This is a genomic window from Vreelandella venusta (assembly GCF_044809155.1).
In the GTDB taxonomy this organism is placed as follows: Bacteria; Pseudomonadota; Gammaproteobacteria; order Pseudomonadales; family Halomonadaceae; genus Vreelandella; species Vreelandella venusta_B.
Genome location: NZ_CP085241.1, coordinates 28,784 through 53,904, shown reverse-complemented (window position 1 = coordinate 53,904; position 25,121 = coordinate 28,784). Strand labels below are relative to the sequence as shown.

Sequence of the window (25,121 nt, the reverse complement as noted above, 5' to 3'; positions counted from 1 at the left end):
CTCGCATGAACGTGCAAAAAATGACTGACCTGCCCCTGGAAGGGCAGCGCGTGCTAATTCGTGAAGATTTGAATGTACCCATCAAGCATGGCCGTGTTTCCAGCGATGCGCGCCTGCGAGCAGCGCTGCCCACCATTCAAGCCGCCGCCAAAGCAGGCGCAAAAGTCATGCTGATGAGCCATTTAGGTCGCCCCACCGAAGGAGAGCCCGCTGAAGAGTTCTCGCTAGCCCCGGTGGCCGAGCATCTGGGCAAATTACTGGGCAGCCCGGTCAACTTAATCAACGACTACCTTGACACTGCCCCGTCGCTCAATAATGGCGATGTGGTGCTGCTTGAGAACGTACGCTTCAACCGTGGCGAGAAGAAAGACGACGAGCAGCTGGCCAAGCAGTATGCGGCACTGTGTGACGTGTTTGTGATGGATGCCTTCGGCACCGCCCACCGCGCTCAGGCATCCACCCATGGCGTCGCTCGCTTTGCACCTCAAGCCTGTGCAGGCCCACTACTGGCCCAGGAACTTGACGCTCTTGAGAAAGCACTGGCAAATCCAGCGCGCCCCATGGCCGCGATTGTCGGCGGCTCCAAAGTCTCCACTAAGCTAGATGTGCTCACCGCGCTTGCCGATAAGTGCGACCAACTGATTGTAGGTGGCGGCATCGCCAACACCTTTATTGCGGCGGCAGGCTATAATGTAGGCAAATCGCTCTATGAAGCCGATTTGATTGGTCAGGCTAAGGCGCTGATGGACAAGGTTTCCATACCGTTGCCTACCGATGTGGTGGTGGCCACAGAATTCTCTGAATCAGCGGAAGCCGTGGTCAAGCCCGTGGATCAAGTTGCGGATAACGAGATGATTCTCGATATTGGCCCTGACACAGCAGCCCATCTGGCCAGCCTGCTAAAAGATGCCGGCACCATCTTGTGGAACGGCCCGGTGGGTGTATTTGAAATTGACCAGTTCGGTAAAGGTACCCAGGTAATCGCTCATGCCATCGCCGATAGCGCGGGTTTCTCGATTGCCGGTGGCGGTGATACCTTAGCGGCTATCGATAAATATGCCATTGCTGACCGTGTTTCCTATATTTCCACAGGTGGCGGTGCATTTCTTGAGTACGTTGAAGGTAAGCCGCTGCCTGCCGTCACCGCGCTCGAAGCTGCTGCTCTGCGCAATTAAGTCGCTCAGCGCTAAACCTGTGCGCTCACTGCCTCTATGCACATAGACGATCTCATTTAAAAACATACATAAGGTGACCCCATGGCTTTGATCAGCATGCGTCAAATGCTCGACCACGCTGCCGAATATGGCTACGGCATTCCGGCATTCAACGTTAACAACCTTGAGCAGATGCGCGCCATTATGGAAGCCGCTGACGCTACCGACTCTCCGGTGATCGTGCAGGCTTCTGCTGGCGCACGTAAGTACGCGGGTGCTCCTTTCTTACGCCATCTGATTTTGGCAGCGGTCGAAGAGTTTCCGCATATTCCGGTGGTGATGCACCAGGATCACGGCACTAGCCCTGCGGTTTGCCAGCGCTCCATCCAGCTGGGCTTCTCCTCTGTAATGATGGACGGCTCTTTGGGTGAAGATGGCAAAACGCCCATGGACTACGACTACAACGTTGATGTTACCCGCCGTACCGTCGACATGGCGCATGCTTGCGGCGTTTCTGTTGAGGGCGAGCTAGGTTGTCTAGGCAGCCTGGAAACCGGCATGGCTGGCGAAGAAGATGGTATTGGTGCTGAAGGCAAGCTGGATATGGAACAGCTGCTAACCGATCCCGAAGAGGCCGCCGCGTTTGTGAAGGCCACTCAGGTTGATGCACTTGCTATCGCCATTGGCACCAGTCACGGCGCTTATAAATTCACTAAGCCGCCCACGGGCGACACCCTCTCCATTCAGCGCATTAAAGAAATTCATGCGCGGATTCCTGACACCCATCTGGTCATGCACGGCTCCTCTTCTGTGCCTCAGGAGTGGCTGGAAGTCATTAATCAATACGGCGGCAACATCCCTGAAACCTACGGGGTACCCGTAGAAGAGATCGTTGAGGGCATCAAGCACGGTGTGCGTAAGGTCAATATCGACACCGACTTGCGACTCGCCTCTACTGGCGCAGTGCGTCGCTTCCTGGCCGAAAACCCCTCGGAGTTCGATCCTCGCAAATTCTTGAAAGAAACGGTCTCTGCCATGCGTGATCTTTGCATCGCTCGTTACGAGGCCTTTGGCACAGCGGGTAATGCGAGCAAAATCAAACCGATTAACCTCGAAGCGATGTTTGAGCGCTACGCGCGCGGTGAGCTGGACCCTAAAGTGAAGTAAGTGTAACGGGGTATATCTCTGCAAAGGCGCCCAAATGGGCGCCTTTTTTAATATATAATTGTTGCAATGCAGCACAATTGTACTATTACTTAAAGTAGGGGCTTTTATACGTAGTGCCAGACGCTGATCAACGTTTTATTTATAAAAAGCACTTACCCCTGAAGCAACCTCCGGGTCATGCACACGTTTCACCTAATAGGCATTCGTTTTATGAAGCACTCCCCTGCGACCTTATCAGCGCCACCCATGGCAATGCTGGATATTTGGAAAGCGAATTTTATGGCGTTTGAGCTTTGGAGCTCTTCGCTATCAACAATCGCAATGCGCCAACAGCTTTGGCAAACAAAGCCATTCTTCAGCCCTGCGATGATGCGTGAAAACCAACGTATGGTGACTGAAAAAATCGAGGCCAGCATGGAAGCTGGCCTCGTCATCCAAAAAACGTTATTGAGCGCTATGAGCGGCAACTACGCTCCGTGGTGGGTAACCAGCCAAAAGACAATGAAGCCCTATCAACGTCGCAGCAGCGCTAACTCACGGCGTTTATCGCGCTAGCGCTGTTCGCTATCGTACTCGCTCGCTTCATCTTCACCCTCTACGATAGCGTCTTCAGCACTACCCGTACCTCCCGTCCCTCCTTCAGCATCCTCCTCCTCATCACGGTTATTATCGCTGGAGGCCTCCTCGGTATCGCTAGGGGTAGCTTCCTCGCGATGCAGTGCGCCTGCCTTAATGCCATACTTTTCCTCCAGCGCAGCATCGTCTAACGCCTCGTTCGGAGCTGCCTCTGATTCCGTCTGCTCAGCTAAAAGAGGGCCCGCTGTTAATAGCAAGCCGCCCAACATAATCGACAGCAACCAAGGGGTAAGTCGCATAGAAGCCTCCTGTTTATGATAATCACAAGCGTAGCCTATACAGCGCATACCTACAGAAGAACCTTGAAGAAAGTACGTTAAAACCGGCTCCTTGCATAACCACCGACCAGCGCTATCTTATAAAAATTATGAAACAGTGTTCACAAAAGGCGTAAAATCTCGTTCAATAGCAGTGTGTCGGCTTCAACTAACATGGGCAGCGCCTTTAGCGCTCCAAGGAACGACAATGCCGCTTCCACTTTTGCTCTTTGACTGTGATGGCACCCTCGTTGATAGCGAGCCTCTTTTGGCCGAAGAGATGGCCGTTGGCCTTAACTCTGTCGGCTTGCCGTTTGCTACGTCTGATTATCTTGGAGAGTTTCGCGGCACGCGCTTCCGACGCATCGTGGCTGAGCTGCAGCACCGCTATGGTGAAGTAGAAGCCGAGCAGCTTGACCGTATGGAACATTCAATGCGCGCTAAGCTGGCAGAACGCCTCGCCACTGAGCTGACGACTATCCCAGGTGCCCGTGAATCGCTCGACGCACTCAGCCACTTTCCCAGTGCGGTTGTTTCTAATGGCCCTGAGAGTAAAATTCATACCGCTTTACAAACCACCGGCCTCTCCCACTATTTTGGCAATCGACTATTTAGCGGCTATACCGCCAATTGCTGGAAACCCGAGCCCTGTTTACATCTGCACGCAGCCAGTATCATGGGCTACGCTGCACAAGACTGCATTGCGATAGACGACGCGTTGGTAGGTGTGCGTGCTGCGCTGCAGGCGGGGATGACAGTGATTCATCTAAACCGTTTTCCAGATGCCGAAAACACCCCTGAAGGCGCTATCATGATCAGCAGTATGTACCAGCTACCGGCGGTGGTGAAGCGCCTGTCGCAAGAGTGGCAGCAAGCATCTGTGCCTCAACAATCTATAGGAAATTAGCATGGCTTCTTTACGTGACCAGCTTGGAGGACTTGTATACTCAACCGAGCATGGAAAAACGTGCCCCGAATGCCGAGCGCCGGTTGACGACTGTCGCTGTGAAGACACCAGCGAGCAAGAGCGGCTTGCCAGATTAGATGGTATTGTCCGCATCCGCCGTGAAACAAGCGGTCGTAAAGGAAAGGGAGTCACCACCATTAGCGGCGTGCCTTTGCCCCAAGCGGAACTCAAGACACTCGCCAAAACCCTCAAGCAGCGTTGTGGCACAGGCGGTGCTGTTAAAGATGGGATTATTGAAATTCAGGGCGATCACCGCGAGACGCTGCAGCAAGCACTCACGTCACTCGGCTACCAAGTAAAGCTGGCGGGCGGCTAACACACCTCTATAATGCCGGTTTACGTAGGTAAATCGCTAAAGGGTAAGGCACTGCAATGGTTTGGCTGGAATACCTGCTACCGCTTATTTTTCTGTTCCCCATGGCAGCCATGGGCGGCATTGTACTGGTACTACGCAGCCTGCACGATGCCCGCGTTCACTCCCCGTTTGACGCGCCGCTGCGCGAGCCTGGCCAAGCACTAAGGCACCGCCTGGACAAAGCTTTCTCAAGCCTATTTCTAAACGGTGCATTGGGCCCGATTATAAGCCTTGCGCCATTGGTTTATGGCATGGGTAGGATGCTGTTTGTCGAGCAGCAGGACTGGGTGGAGTGGGCGCTTTATGGCTTACTTAGCACTCTCTTGGTGCTAGCGTTTTCCCTGCTATTAATCCGTGATTACCAGCGTATTCGTCGGCTTAAGCTGGGGCTAGCTTGTGAATTAGCCGTTGGTCAAGAGCTAGAGCGCTTAGTAAGGCCCGAAGCGCACCCTTACTACGTCTTTCACGACGTCCCTACCGATAGCTTTACGATTGACCATGTCGTCGTGACTCCCCATGGTATTTTTGTTGTAGAGACCCGGGCGCGAGCGCTTGCGATCGGAACCGATGGCAAAGAGATAAACAGCGTCGCGGTCGAGCGCGAACGTCTGCGCTTCCCTCATTGGCAAGAGCGACGCCCCTTACATAAAACTCGCCAAGGAGTCAGTTGGTTATCCCAGTGGCTGGAGCGACGCTGTGGCGTGCCCGTGCCTGTCAAAGGGGTACTCGTCCTGCCCGGCTGGCAAATTGATAGTAGCGAAGCATCGCCGGATATTTTAGTGGTCAGCGGTGAGCACCTTGCGCGCCAGTTGACCGAATTAACACCTGGACAAATGAGCGATGCCATCCACGATCGAGTCATCCATATCCTGCTTGAGCGAGCACGACTGATGGAGCTTAAACATCTCCGTCAACCGTCAGTATAAACGCGGTTCAGTCACCGCGTAGGCGTCCGCCCATCTCCTGAGCAAGATCAACCGCGTAGTGATCCGTCATGCCGCCGATGAAGTCCAGCATACGTCGGTAGCTGTCATAGAGTGTCCAGGAAGGTAGCGGTGTGTTTTCACCAATTAACGCTAGCACTCGCTGGTGCTTAAAAGAGCTTTGACCGGTATGGTGCAGCTCGTGAGCCGCGCCGATAAAGGCCTCAAGCAGTATACCCAGCGTTGTGTAAGCACCAATCTCAAGCTTTGCTTTACGCTCGTTCTGGAAAATACGCTCCCGCGCTAGCTGTTTCGCTGCCTGAACGCCCCAACCCAAATCAGGATGGCAAAGCTCCAACAGATCATCGCTCAACGTGCCGCTGAGCAGCGCTTGCTCATGCTGTACAAAGACCGCCCCCACATCGTTCACGGCTCGCTCCATAGCCGCTCCTCTGAGTAGGGCTATTCGGCGACGTTGCGAGACATTTTTGCGCTGCATCTCGGCATACTCGGGCGGAAATTCACCGGCAATTTGACGCAGAATCTCGACGACTTCCTCGTAGCGCAGAATGCCCATCTCTAGGCCATCCTCTAAGTCCAGGAGGGCATAACAAATATCATCCGCCGCTTCGACCAGCCAGGCCAGCGGATGACGACACCAGCGCTGTTCTCCCTGAGGTAGCAAGCCAACGGCGTCAGCCACCTCTTTTAGCAGTATCTGCTCAGATTGATAAGCCCCGAACTTGCCCGCTCGTCCGCTATAGCGAACTGTCCACGGATATTTGAGCAGCGTGCCCAGCGTCGCCGCTGATAAGCGCATACCACCGTTGAACTGGTTGTATTCAATCTGGGTAATCACGCGAAAGCCCTGAGCGTTGCCTTCGTAGGTCAACAGGTCTTCACGCTCAGCTTTTGAAAGTCCGTCCAGTAGTCCACTTCCTTGAGCGCGCAGGAACCAATCGCGAATAGCGTACTCACCGGCGTGACCGAAAGGCGGGTTACCAATATCATGCCCCAAACAGGCCGTTTGCACGATCACGCCCAGATCAGCAGGGGTAATCCATTCAGGGAGACGATCGCGCAGTAGCTCACCCACAATCATCCCCAGTGAGCGGCCAACACAGCCAACTTCAAGAGAGTGGGTTAAGCGTGTATGGATGTGGTCATTTTCAGTCAGAGGGTGCACTTGGGTTTTGCGGCCCAAGCGCCGAAAAGAACCGGAAAAGACAATGCGATCATGATCTTTATGAAAGGGGCTGCGCCCAATTTCCCGGGTGCTGTCCGTTCGTTTATCGTGAAGGCGTCGAGGGGAAAGTAACTGATCCCATTGCATTTGTGTCATAGCGCTCCTCCTTGGAGTGCACATTCTGACATAAAAACGCTGGCATAAAATAACAGATAGACAAACAAAAAGCCCCGAGCACATTGTGCTCGGGGCTTTTCTTAATAAGTGCCTGACGATGACCTACTCTCGCATGGGGAGACCCCACACTACCATCGGCGCTAAGCGGTTTCACTGCTGAGTTCGGCAAGGGATCAGGTGGTTCACGCTCGCTATGGTCGTCAGGCGTAACAGGTAATGTACATCATGCTGGGCGTCATTGACGTGTTTTGTGATCGTCTCTTGTCAGCAAGCGCTTTGGCTCACTGCTGCGTATCCGGTTTTCGTTATCACTACGACCAGACCCCTTGGGTGTTATAGGGTCAAGCCTCACGGGCCATTAGTACACGTTAGCTCAACGCCTTGCAGCGCTTCCACACCGTGCCTATCAACCAGCTGGTCTCGCTGGGCCCTTTAGGAGGATCAAGTCCTCGGGGATGTCTCATCTTGAAGGGGGCTTCCCGCTTAGATGCTTTCAGCGGTTATCCTGTCCGACCATAGCTACCCGGCAATGCCACTGGCGTGACAACCGGAACACCAGAGGGTCGTCCACTCCGGTCCTCTCGTACTAGGAGCAGCTCTTCTCAAACATCCAACGCCCACGGCAGATAGGGACCGAACTGTCTCACGACGTTCTAAACCCAGCTCGCGTACCACTTTAAATGGCGAACAGCCATACCCTTGGGACCGACTTCAGCCCCAGGATGTGATGAGCCGACATCGAGGTGCCAAACACCGCCGTCGATGTGAACTCTTGGGCGGTATCAGCCTGTTATCCCCGGAGTACCTTTTATCCGTTGAGCGATGGCCCTTCCATACAGAACCACCGGATCACTAGAACCTGCTTTCGCACCTGCTCGACGTGTCTGTCTCGCAGTCAAGCACCCTTATGCTCTTGCACTCATTGCACGATGTCCGACCGTGCTGAGGGTACCTTCGTGCTCCTCCGTTACTCTTTGGGAGGAGACCGCCCCAGTCAAACTACCCACCACACACTGTCCTCGATCCGGATAACGGACCTGAGTGAGAACGCCAATGATGCCAGGCTGGTATTTCAAGGTTGGCTCCACCCGAACTGGCGTCCGGGTTTCAAAGCCTCCCAGCTATCCTACACAGGCAACATCAGCGTCCAGTGTGAAGCTATAGTAAAGGTTCACGGGGTCTTTCCGTCTAGCCGCGGGTACACCGCATCTTCACGGCGATTTCAATTTCACTGAGTCTCGGGTGGAGACAGCGTGGCCATCATTACGCCATTCGTGCAGGTCGGAACTTACCCGACAAGGAATTTCGCTACCTTAGGACCGTTATAGTTACGGCCGCCGTTTACCGGGGCTTCAATCAAGAGCTTCGTCCGAGGACTAACACCATCATTTAACCTTCCGGCACCGGGCAGGCGTCACACCCTATACGTCCTCTTACGAGTTAGCAGAGTGCTGTGTTTTTACTAAACAGTTGCAGCCACCTGGTATCTTCGACCGGTTCGGGCTTAGAGAGCAAGTCTCATCACCCTACGCCGGCGTGCCTTCTCCCGAAGTTACGGCACCATTTTGCCTAGTTCCTTCACCCGAGTTCTCTCAAGCGCCTTGGGATTCTCACCCTGACCACCTGTGTCGGTTTGGGGTACGGTCGCACATGATCTGAAGCTTAGAGGCTTTTCCTGGAAGCGTGGCATCAGTGACTTCCTGACCGTGGTCAGTTCATCTCGTGTCTCGGCTTTAAGGTGCCGGATTTTCCTAGCACCTCGGCCTACTCACTTTCACCAGGACAACCAACGCCTGGCTCACCTAGCCTTCTCCGTCCCCCCATCGCAATCATGTCCGGTACGGGAATATTGACCCGTTTCCCATCGACTACGCCTTTCGGCCTCGCCTTAGGGGCCGACTCACTCTGCTCCGATTAGCGTCGAACAGAAACCCTTGGTCTTCCGGCGAGGGAGTTTTTCACTCCCTTTATCGTTACTCATGTCAGCATTCGCACTCGTGATACCTCCAGCGAACTTCTCAATTCACCTTCATCGGCTTACACGACGCTCCTCTACCGCTCATCCATAGGATGAACCCGTAGCTTCGGTACCTGGTTTAGCCCCGTTACATCTTCCGCGCAGGCCGACTCGACTAGTGAGCTATTACGCTTTCTTTAAAGGATGGCTGCTTCTAAGCCAACCTCCTAGCTGTCTGAGCCTTCCCACATCGTTTCCCACTTAACCAGGATTTGGGGACCTTAGCTGACGGTCTGGGTTGTTTCCCTTTTCACGACGGACGTTAGCACCCGCCGTGTGTCTCCCACGCTCATACTCGCCGGTATTCGGAGTTTGCCTCGGGTTGGTAAGTCGGGATGACCCCCTAGCCGAAACAGTGCTCTACCCCCGGCGGTAATACGTGAGGCGCTACCTAAATAGCTTTCGAGGAGAACCAGCTATCTCCGAGCTTGATTAGCCTTTCACTCCGATCCACAAGTCATCCAAATCTTTTTCAACAGATCCTGGTTCGGGCCTCCAGTTGATGTTACTCAACCTTCACCCTGCTCATGGATAGATCGCTCGGTTTCGGGTCTATATCCAGCGACTGTGTCGCCCAGTTAAGACTCGGTTTCCCTACGGCTCCCCTAAACGGTTAACCTCGCCACTGAATATAAGTCGCTGACCCATTATACAAAAGGTACGCAGTCACAGAACAAGTCTGCTCCTACTGCTTGTACGCACACGGTTTCAGGATCTATTTCACTCCCCTCTCCGGGGTTCTTTTCGCCTTTCCCTCACGGTACTGGTTCACTATCGGTCAGCCAGGAGTATTTAGCCTTGGAGGATGGTCCCCCCGTCTTCAGTCAAGGTTTCTCGTGCCCCGACCTACTCGATTTCACATACGCAGATTTTCGACTACGGGGCTATCACCCGCTACGGCCGTGCTTCCCAGCACGTTCGTCTAATCAGTTGCATGCTTAAGGGCTGCTCCCCGTTCGCTCGCCGCTACTAGGGGAATCTCGGTTGATTTCTTTTCCTCAGGGTACTTAGATGTTTCAGTTCCCCTGGTTCGCCTCCTACACCTATATATTCAGTGCAGGATACTCAGCTTATGCTGAGTGGGTTTCCCCATTCAGAAATGCCCGGGTCACAGGTTGTTTGCCACCTCGCCGAGCCTTATCGCAGGCTACCACGTCTTTCATCGCCTCTGGCTGCCTAGGCATCCACCGTGTGCGCTTCATTGCTTGACCCTATAACCCGAAGGAGTCTGGTATCTCGCAATGATAACGATTGCCGGATACGCTTGAGACGTATCACAAAACAATTACGTATAAACACTTCGAAGAAGTATTTATGTCAGCATGATATACATTGTTAAAGAGCGACTGCTATGCGCAGTGATAAGCGTTCTTTCACGTTAAAAAAAGAGAAAAGACCTTTTTTTCTTTTAATGTGAAAAAAGCATTCGCTTATCACTGCGTATCAACAGCATTCTGATCAGGTAATTCATTGTGAGCGCTTACCGCGAGAGTGATGCATCGTTTAAGGAGGTGATCCAGCCGCAGGTTCCCCTACGGCTACCTTGTTACGACTTCACCCCAGTCATGAACCACACCGTGGTGATCGCCCTCTTGCGTTAGGCTAACCACTTCTGGTGCAGTCCACTCCCATGGTGTGACGGGCGGTGTGTACAAGGCCCGGGAACGTATTCACCGTGACATTCTGATTCACGATTACTAGCGATTCCGACTTCACGGAGTCGAGTTGCAGACTCCGATCCGGACTGAGACCGGCTTTTCGGGATTAGCTCACTCTCGCGAGTTGGCAACCCTTTGTACCGGCCATTGTAGCACGTGTGTAGCCCTACTCGTAAGGGCCATGATGACTTGACGTCGTCCCCACCTTCCTCCGGTTTGTCACCGGCAGTCTCCTTAGAGTTCCCACCATTACGTGCTGGCAAATAAGGACAAGGGTTGCGCTCGTTACGGGACTTAACCCAACATTTCACAACACGAGCTGACGACAGCCATGCAGCACCTGTCTCTGCGTTCCCGAAGGCACCAAGTGATCTCTCACAAGTTCGCAGGATGTCAAGAGTAGGTAAGGTTCTTCGCGTTGCATCGAATTAAACCACATGCTCCACCGCTTGTGCGGGCCCCCGTCAATTCATTTGAGTTTTAACCTTGCGGCCGTACTCCCCAGGCGGTCGACTTATCGCGTTAACTTCGCCACAAAGTGCGCTAGGCACCCAACGGCTGGTCGACATCGTTTACGGCGTGGACTACCAGGGTATCTAATCCTGTTTGCTACCCACGCTTTCGCACCTCAGTGTCAGTGTCAGTCCAGAAGGCCGCCTTCGCCACTGGTATTCCTCCCGATCTCTACGCATTTCACCGCTACACCGGGAATTCTACCTTCCTCTCCTGCACTCTAGCTTGACAGTTCCGGATGCCGTTCCCAGGTTGAGCCCGGGGCTTTCACAACCGGCTTATCAAGCCACCTACGCGCGCTTTACGCCCAGTAATTCCGATTAACGCTTGCACCCTCCGTATTACCGCGGCTGCTGGCACGGAGTTAGCCGGTGCTTCTTCTGCGAGTGATGTCTTTCCTAATGGGTATTAACCACTAGGCGTTCTTCCTCGCTGAAAGTGCTTTACAACCCGAGGGCCTTCTTCACACACGCGGCATGGCTGGATCAGGCTTGCGCCCATTGTCCAATATTCCCCACTGCTGCCTCCCGTAGGAGTTCGGGCCGTGTCTCAGTCCCGATGTGGCTGATCATCCTCTCAGACCAGCTACGGATCGTTGCCTTGGTGAGCCTTTACCTCACCAACTAGCTAATCCGACATAGGCTCATCCAATAGCGGGAGCCGAAGCCCCCTTTCTCCCGTAGGACGTATGCGGTATTAGCCTGGGTTTCCCCAGGTTATCCCCCACTACCGGGCAGATTCCTATGCATTACTCACCCGTCCGCCGCTCGTCAGCATCTAGCAAGCTAGATCTGTTACCGCTCGACTTGCATGTGTTAGGCCTGCCGCCAGCGTTCAATCTGAGCCATGATCAAACTCTTCAGTTTAAAATCATTGTGATGCTTACTCGTCACCCGAAGGTAACAAAAGCGCATCAAACTTGGCTCAAGGTTCAAACGAATTCATTCAAACTTTCGTTCTCATGACCGCTTGCCTTGATATTTGGTGATTTATCACCCTCATCGGCAAGCGCCCACATGAATTACCTGATCAAATTGTTAAAGAGCTGTTTCGCTGTGCTGGCTCGGTGACCTGAACCGTGTTGCCTCAGCGAGGAAGGCGTATTCTACGCATTTCCTGGTGGTTGTCAACCGCTGTTTTCAGTGACTGAATTCAGCGAATGAGGCGAGCCGTACAACCGCTCTAACCTACTGACAAACCGAAGGTTTTCACCCTCATGCACCGCTGGTAACGCTTGGCGTCCCCGGCAGCGGATGCGTACTTTACGGATTCGCGGCCGGGTTGGCAAGGGCTTTTAGAAAATAAGGGGAAGAAAGTTTCAGTAGGCTCAGATTTGGCTTTTGAAAGCACTTCGGCGCCACTGCATTGGCAGTTACACTTAAGGCCTGCCCGAACGCCTATCTACTTTGAGGTTTACGATGAGCCAGCACTTATTAACCGTCGATTCATTAAGCCGCGAAAGCGTTGATCACTTATTACGTGTTGCCGCACGCATGGAGCCGATTGCTCAACGTCAGCAGGTGACACGCGTGCTGGAGGGTGCGGTGCTCGGTAATTTATTCTTTGAGGCCAGCACACGGACACGGGTGAGCTTTAATGCTGCGTTCTGCCGTTTAGGGGGCAGCGTGTGCGATACCACCGGCTTTACGTTCTCTTCTATGGCGAAGGGGGAGTCGCTGTATGACACTAGCCGAGTGATGAGCGGTTACTGCGATGCGATTGTGATGCGCCATCCTGACCAAGGCTCAGTGGCAGAGTTTGCAGCGGCGACCAACGTGCCAGTGATTAACGGTGGGGATGGTCCAGGTGAGCACCCAAGCCAAGCACTGCTAGACCTTTATACGATTGATAAAGAGTTTCAGCGGTTGGGTAAATCGCTCAGTGGCGCGCATATCTTACTGACCGGCGATTTAAAGTATGGCCGTACCGTACATTCGCTGATCAAGCTGCTATCTCTTTATGATCCGTTGCGCATTACCCTGGTGTCTCCGCCTGGGCTTGAGATGCCTTCAACGCTGATTGACTTAGTGACCTCACGCGGGCACCGCATTGAGCAGCGTGACTCATTGGCCAGCGATTTCTCAGACCTGGACGTGGTTTACACCACACGGATTCAGAAAGAGCGCTTTACCGACGAGATGAACGAGAGCTTCCAGGGGCTTTCCGATGACTTTATGGTCAATCGCGAATTTCTTGACCATCGTTGCAATCAGAGCACGATTGTCATGCACCCACTGCCCCGGGATAGCCGCCCGGGCGCCAACGACCTGAATGTGGACTTGAACGGCGACCCGCGTTTGGCGATTTTCCGCCAGACAGATAACGGCATCCCCATGCGCATGGCAATTTTCGCAACGCTTCTGAAAGTTGACGACTTGATTGAGAAAGACCTGCGCTCGGTACGCTGGTTCGTACCGTCTCAAACCGGTACGCTAGATCGATAATTTTCTATTTCTATACCGCGTTAATAAGCGCTACGCCCGCCGGGTAGACCTTCCTGGTGGGCAAACCAGCCCTCTAAAATAAGCACGGCGGCGATGCCGTCCACGCTCTCTTCTCGGTAGTTACCACGATGGCCCGCCGCATGTGCAATTTGCTTGGCTTCGCGAGTAGAGCCGCGCTCATCGACCATTTCAATCGGCTTGCCGTAACGCCCATGAAGACGATTCGCAAACTTACGTGCCCGCGTGCTCATCGCTGATTCAGTGCCATCCATATTCAGCGGCAAACCCACTACAAACAGATCAGGCTGCCACTCTTTGACTAAGCGCGTGACAAGGTTCCAGTCAGGAATGCCGTCGCGTGCAGTAAGCGGCGATAGCTCCCGCGCGCTTTTTAGCAGCTCGTTAGCCACCGCAACCCCTATACGCCGGGTGCCAAAATCAAACCCGAGGATTAGCCGCTGCCCGCTATCAGCCATAACACGTCACCATCACGCATGCCCTGCATCACGGGTCATCAGATTGAGGTCAACGCCCAAAATTCCCGCGGCGGCCGTTAAGCGCTCGGCAGGTGGCGTATCAAACAGCACGCCTCCCTGGCCCTCAACGGTCAGCCAAGCGTTCTCTTTTAATTCATCTTCCAGCTGCCCTACATCCCAGCCAGCACAGCCTAGGCAAACCAGAAAATGATCAGGCCCTGTGCCATCAGCTAGCGCCTGGAGAATATCCATGGAGGTGGTGAGCGCAATGTTATCTTCCACCTGGACACTGGAGTCCCACTCTTGGCTGTCACCTATATGCAGAATGAAGCCACGGTCTTTGTGCATGGGGCCGCCGTAGTAGACCGGCGCATTACGGTGCGGGCTGTCATCACCGCCAAGCGAGAGCTGCTCGAACAGGGCGTCTAACGTGATTTCCAGCGGTCGATTAGCGATAACGCCCATGCAGCCGTTATTATCATGGTCACAAAGGTAGATCAGGCTGCCAGCAAAATTAGGGTCTTCTAAGTGCGGCATAGCCATTAAAAAGTGGTGCTTTAAACTTTGCATGCGTCTCCTACGGCTCGCCAGTAACTCGACAAGCCTCGAATTGTTTAGCGACTAGAACGTTCAACCTTTAGGCCAGCCGACGCTCAATCGCGTCTAGCAGCATGCCAGCAATATCGGTACCACGCTGATCATCGATTTCACGCACGCAGGTCGGGCTGGTGACGTTAATTTCGGTGATGTAATCGCCAATCACGTCTAAACCAACAAACATCAGCCCTTTCTCACGAATCATGGGCTGAACCTGCTGAATCAACCAGTGATCACGCTCGGTCAGCTCGCGGCTGACGCCCCGCCCACCGGCGGCAAGATTGCCTCGCGTTTCTCCAGCGGATGGAATGCGTGCCAACCCATAGGGCACCGGCTCACCATCTACCAAAAGAATCCGCGTGTCGCCATCTTTGATTTCCGGCAAATAGCGCTGCGCCATAATTTGCCGCTGACCTCTCAGTGTCAGTTGCTCAATCACGGCACCGATGTTACGGCCATCGGGGCCAATATGAAAAATACCGGTGCCGCCCATACCGTCCAGCGGCTTAAAGATCACATCGCCGTGTTCGGCGTGGAAGGCGCGCAATACGTCATCGCGGCTGGCAACGATGGTGGGGGCACAGCAGTGCGGGAACTGCTGGGCAAACAGTTTTTCGTTACACTGCAAAAGCGCTGCGGTGGGATTGACCACTAGCACGCCTTCTCGCTCGGCAAACCCTAATAGATGAACCGCATTGGTAAAATCAGCATCTACCGGCGGGTCTTTGCGCATGAGGATCACGTCTAACTCAGCGAGCGGGCGCTGCGCCGCTTCTCCCAAATCGTACCAGTGGCCGGGGTCACGGTGCACCGTCAGCGGGCGCATCCGCGCATAGGCGTGCCCCGCGTTCAAGAAGAGATCGTCCTGCTCCATATAATGCAGTGTGTAGCCGCGCGCTTGAGCCGCCCACAACATCGCCATAGTGGTATCTTTCTTGTAAGCGATGTCGCTGATGGGATCCATCACCACACCGAGATGCAACGTTGCCTGGCTCATTGAGGTACCTATCTATACATGAACAGTAGCCGTCAGTATGCCGCACTGCCCGAACGGCTCCAACCGCCGTGACTAGCGGCTACTCAGCTTGCTCATCGGAGAGCGCGCCGGGCACAAGACGCACAGCACCCGGCTCCAAGGTGATTAACTGCTGCTTATAAAGACGCCCTATCGCCTGTTTATAAGCGCTCTTGCTCACCCCCAGCCGTGTTTTAATCTCGTGGGCTGAGCTTTTATCACCCAAGGGCAGGTAACCGCCGCTTTCGCGCAGCGCTTTTAGCACCTTATCACCCACCACGTCTAAGCGGGCCGCACCTGGCGGCAACAAGGAAATGTCAACTCGGCCATCTTCACGGCGCTGCTTCACATAGCCCTTAAGCGACTGCCCGCGGCGCAGCGGCTGAGTAATATCATCTTGATAAATCAGCCCCCAGTAGCGGTGATTAACCACGACCTTCATGCCTAAATCCGTTCGGTCGGCGACCACCACAGAGACTTCATCTCCCTTCTCCAGCGCCCAGGCATCATCAGTCAAAAAACGGTCAAGACGCATGGTGGCCACAGGGCGCCCTTGGTCGTCGCTATACAGCATGACCAGCACTCGTTTACCAGGGTCAGGGCGAAAGCGCTGCTCGCTGTAGGGCAGCAGCACATCTTTAGGCTGCCCCCACTGTAGAAAAGCGCCCGTGTCATTCACCGCCGTCACGGTTAAGTACGCCACATCCCCTATTTGGGCAGATGTATCGCTTGCGGAGCGGGGAGAGGAGTGTGACTCACGTGCCATAGCTGGCGTCCTTACAGAAAGTAGAGCTTCATTATGGAGCCTGAATAACACAAGGCAAAGCGGCGCCCTTCAAAGTGGTCCCGTTAGGTGTCTTCGCTGGGTATAAAAAAACCGCTGCCGCAGCAAAGACGACAGCGGCTTGATAGTAAGCGCTTACAAATCGCCGAAGTGGTGTTGCAGTAGCGTTAACGCCACCACCGGGGCGGTTTCAGTGCGCAGCACCCTAGGCCCTAACGTTAGCGGCGTAAAACCACTGGCAACAGCGGCGCTCACATCCGCCTCACTCAAGCCACCTTCGGGGCCAATCAGCAGCGCCGCTGCCTCAGGGCGAGACACCTGGTTAAATGCGTTGCCTGTCGCTAAGTGGAGCATCAGGCGCAGCGGCTCTTGGCGCTCGACGAGCCACGCATCAAGCGATTTGGGTGGATAAACCGGGGGGACTACCGCACGCCCACTCTGCTCGCAGGCGCTGGCAGCCACTGCCTGCCAATGCGCCAGCTTTTTCTCTTCACGATCGCCTTTGAGGCGTACATCACCCCGCTCGGTGTAGAGCGGAGTGATCGCGGCAACGCCTAACTCAACGGCTTTTTGAATGGCGTAATCCATCCGGTCGCCCTTGGAAATGGCTTGCCCAAGATGAACCGCCAACGGTGACTCTCCGCTGCCTAGCCATACCGCCTCAACAGTGGCAGTGGTCTGCTTGCGACTGACCTCAGCCAGACGCACACCCGCCTCTCGCCCCTGGCCGTCAAACAGCATCAGCGGCGTGCCTTCGCCCATCCGCAGCACCCGCGTGACATGTCGCGCGGGGCCTTCGGGTAGCGGCAGCGTTGCGCCGACTGAAAACTCAGCCGGCACATAGAGACGCGGCATTTTGCCGTGCAAGGCAATCCAGTCAGCAGCACGCAACGTTTCCGACATAGCTTAGTGCGTGTTCTCTGCGGCTTGTTGAGCCTGCTGCGCTTCACGCTGCTTGCGCTGAGCGTACATGGCTTCAAAGTTCACCGGCGCCAGCATCAGCGGGGGGAAACCACCACGGTTGACCAAGTTATCGACACACTCACGGGCGTAAGGGAACAGTAGGTTAGGGCAGAACGCACCCAACGTTTGTTCCAGCTGTGCACCTTCGATACCTGAGATGCGGAACAGGCCCGCTTGCTCGACTTCAGCGAGGAAAGACGTGGTGCCCGTTTCGCTATCGTTCACCTGAGCCGTTACCTTTACGACAACTTCGTACTGGTCGTCAGCGATTTTCTGGCTGGAGGTGTTAAGGTCCAGGTTGACCTTCGGCTTGAACGCCTGCTTAAACACAGAAGGGGAATTGGGCGCTTCAAAGGAGATATCTTTTACGTAGATACGCTGTAAAGAGAACTTCAGCTGTGGCTTTTCGCCTTCTGCGGCGCCAGCTTGGGGGGTATTGTTATCTTCCGCCATTGGAATGCTCCTGATAATTCATTCGATAGATAAAAGCACGCGAGTATACCAACCACGTGATTACTTTTTGACGACCGGTAACCCATCGGCCTGCCACTGCACCATCCCGCCTTTCAGCTTAATCGCGCGCTCAAAGCCCGCTTTCGAGAGCTTTGCCTGCGCAGCGCCAGAACTCTGACCGTGCTTGCACACCACAATGATCGGCTGGCTTTTGACTTTCTCCAGTTCGCTCATGCGGCTGTCGAGGCTGCTTTGGGGAATGTTACGTGCGCCAGCGATATGCCCGGCTTTAAAGTCTTTGCTTTCACGAATATCCAGTACCACCGCGTCTTCACGGTTGATGAGCTGGGTGGCTTCCGTAGAAGTCACGGCATTAGTGGCAGCACTGCGCGTTTCATAGGCAAGCCACGCTATCAGTACCAGCAAAAACGCCCCTACTAATAGGGGGTGATTCATTACGAATTCGAACAGCTGATCGATCATCGCGAACACAATCTCTTGGTCTATGCAGAAAAAAGCGGCCTAGCCACTGTCAGAAACGCGACAAGTATACACGTCACACAGCATAACGCGCAGGTCATGACGCCCGATGGCTGCCTGCGTTATGATGCCCCATGCACGCGAGCGTCGCGACCCCGACCAATAGGTGTTGTCTGAAGACTGCTTGAGCAGCCTTTCATAAGGTCTCAAAGCGCTCCTCTCGCACTTTAGCGAGCCAACTGAACGAGGTGTTTCCATGGCTACATCGACTGCCACTCCGCGCCCTGTCGCACTGATCATTTTAGACGGCTACGGCCATAACCCAGACAGCGCTCACAACGCCGTGGCCGCCGCCCACACCCCCGCCATGGATAAACTGTGGGCCAGCCGCCCTCACGCCTTCGTCCACACCGACGGCCTTCATGTCGGTTTGCCAGAAGGTCAGATGGGCAACTCCGAAGTAGGCCATATGAACATCGGCGCGGGGCGCGTTGTGTATCAGGACTTTACTCGTATCACGAAAGCCATTGAAGAGGGCGACCTAGATACGATTGAGGTGCTGACCAAGCCGATTGATGAAGCCGTCGCCAACGGCCGTCCTGTCCACCTGCTGGGGCTACTCTCCCCAGGCGGTGTACATAGCCATGAAGATCATTTTATTGCCATGGCGGAATTGGCTGCCCGCCGTGGCGCTCAGCGTATCTATATACACGCGTTTTTGGACGGCCGCGATATGCCGCCGCAAAGTGCGCTACGCTCGCTTGAGCGTGCCAATGCCCGCTTAGCGGAGCTGGTGGGCGCAGACAACGGCTTTGTTGCCTCTATCATTGGCCGCTTTTACGCCATGGATCGAGACAACCGCTGGGAGCGTGTTGAGCAAGCCTACCGTCTGCTCACCGACGGCCACGCGGACTTTATCGCTTCTAGCGCGGAAACGGCGCTGCGCGACGCCTACCAGCGCGGTGAAACCGACGAGTTTGTCGCCTCTAGCAGTATCCCACTCAACGGTGATGCGATTACGCTGCAAGATGGCGATGCAGCGATTTTTCTCAATTTCCGCTCCGACCGCGCCCGCGAACTGACCCGCGCCTTCACCGAACCCGGCTTCCGTGGTTTCGAGCGTCGCGCTTGCCCGAAGCTCGCAGGCGACGGCTTGGTGATGATGACCCAGTACGCTGCCGACATTCCCGCGCCAGCGGCGTTTCCGCCGTCAGATCTGAGCGACACTCTCGGTGAAGTGGTTGCTAAACGCGGCCTTACCCAGCTACGCATTGCCGAAACCGAGAAATACCCCCACGTAACGTTCTTCTTTTCAGGTGGCAACGAAACCGAGTACGAAGGCGAAGAGCGCATTCTCGTCCCCTCACCGCGGGACGTCAAAACCTACGACGAAAAGCCCGAAATGAGCGCCTTTGAGATCACGGACAAGCTGGTGGAAGCGATCGACAGCGGCCGCTTTGACTTGATAGTGTGCAACTACGCCAACGGCGATATGGTCGGCCATACCGGTGATTTCGATGCGGCGGTGAAAGCGATTGAGACCGTCGACACCTGTGTTGGCCGCGTAGTAGACGCCATTGAGCGAGCTGGCGGCGCCTGTTTGATCACCGCCGATCACGGCAACGCTGAACAAATGGTGCATCCCGAAACCGGCGCCCCTCAAACGGCTCATACCACCTTTACGGTGCCGCTGATCTACGTAGGTGAGCGAGACGGCGCGTTAAAAGACGGCAGCCTATGTGATTTAGCCCCCACGCTTTTAACCATGATGAATCAACCCATTCCCGAGGCGATGACCGGGAAGCCGATGCTACGCTTTCGTTAATGCCTATGCGGCGCAGCTTAATGCTTCTTCTCATGCTGGTGCTAGGGTATGCGCCGGCGGTCGCGTTTGCCCAATCTGATGAACGCGCCGCACGCCAGCAGCTAGATGCCCTAGGCCAAGAAATCAACTCAATGGCTGAGCGCCTCAGCGCCACCGAGCGAGCACGCGACAGCGCTGAGCGCGAGCTAAGAGAAGTGGAAACAGAGCTTGCCCGAACGCACCAACGTCTCGACACGCTGCAAGCCGAACGCCGCCAGTTAACCGACGAAACCACACAGCTCCTCGCGCATCGGGAACGCTTAGAGAGCGAGCGCGATGCTCAGTATGCTGCGCTCGCCCAACAGCTGGCCGCGCTCTACCGCCTTGGCCCTACGCCTCAGCTTAAACTGCTGCTGAACCAAAACGACCCTGCCGAGCTAGATCGCATGCAAGCCTACTTAAACCGGCTTACCCAAGCGCGCCAACAGCGTTTAACAGATATTGGGCGCTTAGATGCCGCGCTGGCGGATACACAGCAGGCCTTACGCCAACGCCAATCACGGCTTGATACACTGGCAGACGAGCTGGAGACCCAAGGCGCCCTACTCGCCCAACGCACCGCTGAACGACGCGGCGTTGTAGAAACGCTCGATGACCGCTACGGCAGCGAAGCTGACCGCCTGGCGGACCTTAACCAAAGCCGTGAACAGGCCGAGCAGCAGCTGCGCGCCATTCAGGCAGAGCTTGCCCGGTTATCGCAACCCACCCCTACCACCCATATCACGCGCACCCAAGGCGATTTGCCCTGGCCAGTGCAGGGCTCCATTACCGCGGATTTCCAACGCCGCGACGGCGTACACTATAACGGCATTGTCATTCAGGCCAACGAAGGCACGGCGGTAACGGCGGTTCACAGCGGCCGCGTCGTTTTTGCTGAATGGATGCGTGGTTTTGGCAACCTGCTGATCATTGACCACGGTGACCAGATCATGACTTTGCACGCCCACTTACAGCAGTTCAGTGCCCGGCCTGGCCAGCAAGTCAACCGAGGCGATGAAATTGGTCGGGTGGGCACCAGTGGTGGCCAGTCCCGTTCGGCGCTCTACTTCGAAGTGCGCCGTGGCGGTGAACCAATTAACCCACAACGTTGGATTGCACGCCGCTGACGGGATAAGCTGACGTGTCTCACTACTCTATCCAGCTTTAACGTCTAACTTTGCGCAGCGCAGAGACGCGCTGCCTTTCGCCTAGCGGAGTCTGCATGACGCTAACTGTTACCGAGGTACCGGCCCCCGCCAAGCGCTTCTTGGCCACCCTGCTACCGTTTGTCCTGTTGTTAGCGCCGCTACCGCTGGCGGCTCAGCCCACAGGTAACAGCGCGGTTGACGATCTTCCTTTAGAAGAGATACAGACCTTTGCCGAAGTATTTGAGCGCATTAAACGCGGCTATGTCGAAGAAGTTGATGACCGAACGCTGCTGCGTAATGCCATGCGCGGCATGCTCAGCGAGCTCGACCCTCACTCGGCGTACCTAGACGAAGACGAGTACCAGAGTCTGCGTGAATCTACCCAGGGCGAGTTTGGCGGCATTGGCATTGAAGTAGGTACTGAGAATGGCCAGTTAATGGTCATCACGCCCATTGACGACACCCCCGCTTCCCGGGCCGGGCTTCTTTCCCGGGATATTATTATTGGCATTGACGGCACGCCCACTGACAGCATGTCGCTCCAAGAAGCGGTGGGCATGATGCGCGGTGAACCCGGCAGCCAGCTGCGCATCTCTGTGCTGCGAGCAGGGGAAGATGCACCGCGCGAGTTCACACTGACCCGGGAAATCATTCGTAGCGAAAGCGTTAAGCATGAGGTGTTAGCACCTGGCTATGGCTACCTGCGCATCAGCCAATTCCAGTCACGTACTACCGAACAAGCGCGTCAGGCGATTGAGCGTATGGGCCGCGAACAGCCCCTTGAAGGCTTAATTCTCGACCTGCGTAATAATCCCGGCGGTGTACTCCAGGCCGCTGTCGGAGTCGCTGACCTGTTTCTGGATGAAGGGCTGATTGTGTATACCGAGGGACGGCTCTCCGACACCGAAATGTCCTTTTCAGCCTCACCCGCCACGCCGGCTGGCGACGTACCGCTAGTGGTATTGATTAACAGCGGCAGCGCCTCAGCGGCTGAAATTGTCGCCGGTGCCCTGCAAGACCAACGCCGGGGCGTGATAATGGGAACCGAAAGCTTCGGCAAAGGCTCCGTGCAGCAGATTATGCCGCTCGGTAACGGCGAGGGCCTTAAGCTCACCACCGCGCTTTACTACACGCCCAACGGCCGCTCGATTCAAGCACAAGGCATCACACCGGATGTCGAGGTCGTTCGAGGGCGACTGGAAGTTGCCGAAAGCCGCCGCGAAATCCGCGAAGCTGACCTCGACGGCCACCTCGGCGGCCAGTCGGCGCTACCTCGCGAACGCTCTGCGTCTACCCAGCGGCTTCAGGATGATTATCAGCTTAGCGAAGCGCTTAATCTGCTTAAAGCGCTCAACGTCGTGGATCGCCGCCGCCGCTAACGGCACGACAGCGGCAGGCGCCCCCGCTCTCCGGTGGCCTGCCGCATAATCACGCGCTTTAACGGCACCAGTTGATTCATACCGCTCATCCCGATATTGCGCGCCAGCGTAAACACCGGCATATGGCTACCAAACAGCACCTTAAAGCCTTTCATCAGCCCTAACATGGCGCTGTTATCAAACCGCCGACGCCGCTCGTAGCGGGTCAAGGTGGTTAGCGCTCCCCACGGAGCGCCACGCTGCCACGCCGTGATCACTTCTTCGGCCAGTACCGCCGCGTCCATAAAGCCCAGGTTCACGCCCTGCCCGGCGAGCGGGTGGATACTGTGGGCAGCATCCCCCACTAAGGCAAAGTTGGGCTGTACATAGTGTGCCGCATGCCGCTGCACCAGTGGAAAGCGGTGGGCACTATCCACAACGGTGACCTTGCCTAGCCGGTGGTTAAACGCACTGCCTAGCGCGTCACCTAATTGCTCCCGTGAAAGAGATGCAAGCTCCTCTGCATGCGCGGGCGTGGTAGACCAAACAATCGAGCAGTAACGATCATCGCCCTTCACCGTCAGCGGTAAAAATGCTAAGGGGCTTCCCGCGATAAAGGCCTGACGCGCCGTGGCACCATGCGTTTTTTCGCACAAAACCGTCGTCACTAGCGCATCCTGCTTCATCGCCTCTTCTGCGACCTCAATCCCTGCCAGCTCACGCAGGGCAGAGCGCGCACCATCTGCGGCGACTAACAGCGGAGTGTGCAGCTGGCGCCCCCCCTCCAGCACCAGCCAGCGTCCGCCACTGCTGGTCTGGAGCGCCTGGATACGCGCACCAAAAAACGCATGGACACCGGGTAGGCGAAGCACTTGTTCATTGAGCGCTGCTAGCGTCACAACGTTTTCCACAATATGGCCCAGTACCGGCGCGCCCGCTTCATCAGCAGAAAAATCAATGCTGCCGCTGCCTTCTGCATCCCACACCTGCATATAGCGATACGCTGTTACCCGCGTTGTTGCCATGGCAGGCCACGCCCCTAGGTGGGTCAGCAACCGCTGCGAAACGGGTGTAAGTGCGCTCACTCTGGGTTCAGGGGGGTGATCTCCAAACGCGCTAAGCGCTAGCGGCGATGCCTTAGCTTCCACCAGCGCCACCTGCATACCCGCCTTTGCAAGCAGCCCTGCCAACGCCGTTCCTACCATGCCCGCTCCAACAATCACCGCGTCAAAGTTTTCAACCGATGCCTTGTTTGCCGCTGTTTGCGTTGTCATCGCATGTTCCTTAATGGCTTCGTAAAATCAACGCTCAAGACCCATTGCCCGGCGCGCGAGGCCACGGCGTAGCGGGCCGACCAGATTCAGCCCAATCAACCCCGCCGCCCGTGCATGCGGCAACAGGGGTAATGAGTAACCAAATAGGCGCACCAGGCCGTCACTGAAACGAATAACGTTGGCCCGATCCCGAGCGCGCCGCTGTTCAAAGGCAAGCAGCGTGGGCATATCACCCAGTGCCCGCTGGTGTTCAGCCCCCTGCTCCAACGCCTCTACCAAATCTATCACCGAGCGTAACGCAAGATTGAACCCCTGGCCTGCGACAGGATGAAGCGCATGTGCCGCATTGCCCAGCACCGCCAACCCAGGCCGAACGGACTCTTCAGCGGTGATCAGCGAAAGGGGGTAGCTGTAACGCTCTCCCACCCGAGTAAAACGCCCAACGCGGTCGCCAAAGGCGTTTTGCAGCTGCTGCAAGAACGCCCGATCAGACAAGGCTAGCCGCGCTTGCTCGGTGCCGCTGGCGTGGGTCCATACGAGTTCCATGGCTTGGCCGGGTAACGGCAACAGCGCAATGGGGCCCTCTGCTGTAAAACGCTCATAGGCAACGCCTTGATGGGGTTGACTCACTCCAACATGAGCGATCAGTGCGGTTTGGTCGTAGGAGTGGCGGCGGCTGCTAATACCTAGCTGCTCTTTAAGGCCGGAGCGACCGCCGTCTGCCAAAATCGTTAGCGCGGCGGTTAGCTCACTCCCGTCAGAGAGCACCAAGTGGTGGCCGTAGGCTTGCGGTGTTAGCTGGTCAACCTTCGCTGGGCAGTACCACTCAATGGGTAACCGCTGGAGCTGCTGATGAAGCACGCGCCCCATCCACGCATTGGGGATGACATGCCCTAGTGCTGTCACACCCAGCTCCTTGGCGCTTAACCGTGCAGCGCCTAAGCGCCCACGCTCACTAATATGAATACGCTCAATGGGGGCTGCTTCGTGCTGCATGGCTTCCCACACGCCTAGTTGGCGAAAGCGCTGGGCAGAGCCTTCGGCAATGGCGCTAGCCCTGGCATCAAAGCTAGGCTGCCAGGGCATATCCTGTGCGTTTTCAGGCAACGACGCCGCTTCAATAATCGCCACACGCCAACCGTAACGCTCAATCAGCGGCGCCAATGCACAGCCTAAGCTTGCCCCTACCAGGCCACCGCCGACTATCACGATATCGTGGCTGAGCGTTTGTTTCTCCTGCTTAGCGCTTTGCATTGGCCTCTCCTGAACTCTTAAC

The 25,121-nt window shown here is 55.7% G+C and carries 21 protein-coding genes and 3 rRNA genes; 10 read left to right on the top strand and 14 right to left on the bottom strand.

Annotated elements, in window-relative coordinates; genetic code table 11:
- Nucleotides 1-5 precede the first annotated feature (5 nt).
- The 3 genes from LG301_RS00250 (at nt 6) to LG301_RS00240 (ending at nt 2,876) form a co-directional block, all read left to right on the top strand.
- A complete protein-coding gene (locus tag LG301_RS00250) occupies nt 6-1,175 on the top strand; it encodes a phosphoglycerate kinase (protein ID WP_404472423.1) in 1,170 nt (389 codons plus the stop codon).
- An 81-nt stretch (nt 1,176-1,256) separates the two neighbouring features.
- Nucleotides 1,257-2,321: a class II fructose-bisphosphate aldolase gene (gene fba, locus LG301_RS00245; RefSeq protein ID WP_404472421.1), complete on the top strand. Its 1,065-nt coding sequence runs from the start codon at nt 1,257-1,259 to the stop codon at nt 2,319-2,321.
- Between the two features lie 210 nt (nt 2,322-2,531).
- A complete protein-coding gene (locus LG301_RS00240) occupies nt 2,532-2,876 on the top strand; it encodes a hypothetical protein (protein ID WP_404472419.1) in 345 nt (114 codons plus the stop codon).
- Here LG301_RS00240 and LG301_RS00235 read toward each other — a convergent pair.
- A complete protein-coding gene (locus LG301_RS00235) occupies nt 2,873-3,196 on the bottom strand; it encodes a hypothetical protein (RefSeq protein WP_404472417.1) in 324 nt (107 codons plus the stop codon). The genes LG301_RS00240 and LG301_RS00235 overlap by 4 nt on opposite strands.
- A gap of 226 nt (nt 3,197-3,422) precedes the next feature.
- Here LG301_RS00235 and LG301_RS00230 point away from each other — a divergent pair, with 226 nt between their 5' ends.
- From LG301_RS00230 to LG301_RS00220, 3 genes are read left to right on the top strand one after another with little or no spacing between them, the layout of a single operon-like run.
- The gene (locus LG301_RS00230; RefSeq protein ID WP_404472415.1) at nt 3,423-4,121 is read left to right on the top strand and encodes an HAD-IA family hydrolase; all 699 of its coding nucleotides are present in this window, start codon (nt 3,423-3,425) and stop codon (nt 4,119-4,121) included.
- Nucleotide 4,122: 1 nt separating this feature from the next.
- Nucleotides 4,123-4,497 (top strand): translation initiation factor Sui1, encoded by a 375-nt coding sequence (locus LG301_RS00225; RefSeq protein WP_404472413.1) that lies wholly within the window; start codon nt 4,123-4,125, stop codon nt 4,495-4,497.
- Nucleotides 4,498-4,553: 56 nt separating this feature from the next.
- On the top strand, nt 4,554-5,462 hold the full coding sequence (locus LG301_RS00220; protein ID WP_404472411.1) for a nuclease-related domain-containing protein: 909 nt from the start codon (nt 4,554-4,556) through the stop codon (nt 5,460-5,462).
- 7 nt (nt 5,463-5,469) lie between these two features.
- Here LG301_RS00220 and LG301_RS00215 read toward each other — a convergent pair whose 3' ends face one another.
- The 4 genes from LG301_RS00215 to LG301_RS00200 form a co-directional block, all read right to left on the bottom strand.
- Nucleotides 5,470-6,801: a deoxyguanosinetriphosphate triphosphohydrolase gene (locus LG301_RS00215; RefSeq protein WP_404472409.1), complete on the bottom strand. Its 1,332-nt coding sequence runs from the start codon at nt 6,799-6,801 to the stop codon at nt 5,470-5,472.
- A 110-nt stretch (nt 6,802-6,911) separates the two neighbouring features.
- A 5S ribosomal RNA gene (gene rrf / locus LG301_RS00210) occupies nt 6,912-7,027 on the bottom strand.
- Between the two features lie 132 nt (nt 7,028-7,159).
- Nucleotides 7,160-10,050, bottom strand: a 23S ribosomal RNA gene (locus LG301_RS00205).
- Between the two features lie 293 nt (nt 10,051-10,343).
- A 16S ribosomal RNA gene (locus LG301_RS00200) occupies nt 10,344-11,876 on the bottom strand.
- The 16S, 23S and 5S rRNA genes sit together here, the layout of an rRNA operon.
- A 552-nt stretch (nt 11,877-12,428) precedes the next feature.
- Between LG301_RS00200 and LG301_RS00195 the strand changes: the two genes are divergently transcribed.
- The gene (locus LG301_RS00195) at nt 12,429-13,454 is read left to right on the top strand and encodes an aspartate carbamoyltransferase (RefSeq protein ID WP_404472408.1); all 1,026 of its coding nucleotides are present in this window, start codon (nt 12,429-12,431) and stop codon (nt 13,452-13,454) included.
- A 20-nt stretch (nt 13,455-13,474) separates the two neighbouring features.
- On the opposite strand, the gene ruvX is transcribed toward LG301_RS00195, so the two are convergent.
- From ruvX to LG301_RS00160, 7 genes are all read right to left on the bottom strand, one after another.
- On the bottom strand, nt 13,475-13,930 hold the full coding sequence (gene ruvX, locus LG301_RS00190) for a Holliday junction resolvase RuvX (protein ID WP_404472406.1): 456 nt from the start codon (nt 13,928-13,930) through the stop codon (nt 13,475-13,477).
- Nucleotides 13,931-13,942: 12 nt separating this feature from the next.
- Nucleotides 13,943-14,500 carry a YqgE/AlgH family protein gene (locus LG301_RS00185; RefSeq protein WP_404472404.1) on the bottom strand — a complete coding sequence of 186 codons (558 nt, stop codon included), beginning with the start codon at nt 14,498-14,500 and terminating at the stop codon, nt 13,943-13,945.
- Nucleotides 14,501-14,567: 67 nt separating this feature from the next.
- The gene (gene gshB, locus LG301_RS00180) at nt 14,568-15,524 is read right to left on the bottom strand and encodes a glutathione synthase (protein ID WP_404472402.1); all 957 of its coding nucleotides are present in this window, start codon (nt 15,522-15,524) and stop codon (nt 14,568-14,570) included.
- Nucleotides 15,525-15,603: 79 nt separating this feature from the next.
- Nucleotides 15,604-16,308 carry a S1 RNA-binding domain-containing protein gene (locus LG301_RS00175; RefSeq protein WP_404472400.1) on the bottom strand — a complete coding sequence of 235 codons (705 nt, stop codon included), beginning with the start codon at nt 16,306-16,308 and terminating at the stop codon, nt 15,604-15,606.
- Nucleotides 16,309-16,461: 153 nt separating this feature from the next.
- A complete protein-coding gene (locus tag LG301_RS00170) occupies nt 16,462-17,229 on the bottom strand; it encodes a 16S rRNA (uracil(1498)-N(3))-methyltransferase (protein WP_404472398.1) in 768 nt (255 codons plus the stop codon).
- 3 nt (nt 17,230-17,232) lie between these two features.
- On the bottom strand, nt 17,233-17,742 hold the full coding sequence (gene secB, locus LG301_RS00165; protein WP_404472396.1) for a protein-export chaperone SecB: 510 nt from the start codon (nt 17,740-17,742) through the stop codon (nt 17,233-17,235).
- Between the two features lie 60 nt (nt 17,743-17,802).
- Entirely contained in the window at nt 17,803-18,225 is a 423-nt protein-coding gene (locus LG301_RS00160; protein ID WP_404472394.1) for a rhodanese-like domain-containing protein, read from the bottom strand.
- A 253-nt stretch (nt 18,226-18,478) separates the two neighbouring features.
- On the opposite strand from LG301_RS00160, the gene gpmI reads away from it, so the two are divergent.
- From gpmI to LG301_RS00145, 3 genes are all read left to right on the top strand, one after another.
- Nucleotides 18,479-20,047, top strand: coding sequence for a 2,3-bisphosphoglycerate-independent phosphoglycerate mutase (gpmI, locus tag LG301_RS00155; RefSeq protein ID WP_404472392.1), 1,569 nt, complete (start codon nt 18,479-18,481; stop codon nt 20,045-20,047).
- A gap of 5 nt (nt 20,048-20,052) precedes the next feature.
- Nucleotides 20,053-21,192: a murein hydrolase activator EnvC family protein gene (locus tag LG301_RS00150; RefSeq protein ID WP_404475123.1), complete on the top strand. Its 1,140-nt coding sequence runs from the start codon at nt 20,053-20,055 to the stop codon at nt 21,190-21,192.
- A 95-nt stretch (nt 21,193-21,287) separates the two neighbouring features.
- Nucleotides 21,288-22,592, top strand: a complete 1,305-nt coding sequence (locus LG301_RS00145; protein WP_404472391.1) for a S41 family peptidase — start codon at nt 21,288-21,290, stop codon at nt 22,590-22,592.
- Here LG301_RS00145 and LG301_RS00140 read toward each other — a convergent pair.
- A complete protein-coding gene (locus LG301_RS00140; RefSeq protein ID WP_404472389.1) occupies nt 22,589-23,845 on the bottom strand; it encodes a UbiH/UbiF/VisC/COQ6 family ubiquinone biosynthesis hydroxylase in 1,257 nt (418 codons plus the stop codon). The genes LG301_RS00145 and LG301_RS00140 overlap by 4 nt on opposite strands.
- Before the next feature lie 27 nt (nt 23,846-23,872).
- The gene (ubiH, locus tag LG301_RS00135; protein ID WP_404472387.1) at nt 23,873-25,099 is read right to left on the bottom strand and encodes a 2-octaprenyl-6-methoxyphenyl hydroxylase; all 1,227 of its coding nucleotides are present in this window, start codon (nt 25,097-25,099) and stop codon (nt 23,873-23,875) included.
- Nucleotides 25,100-25,121: the final 22 nt, after the last annotated feature.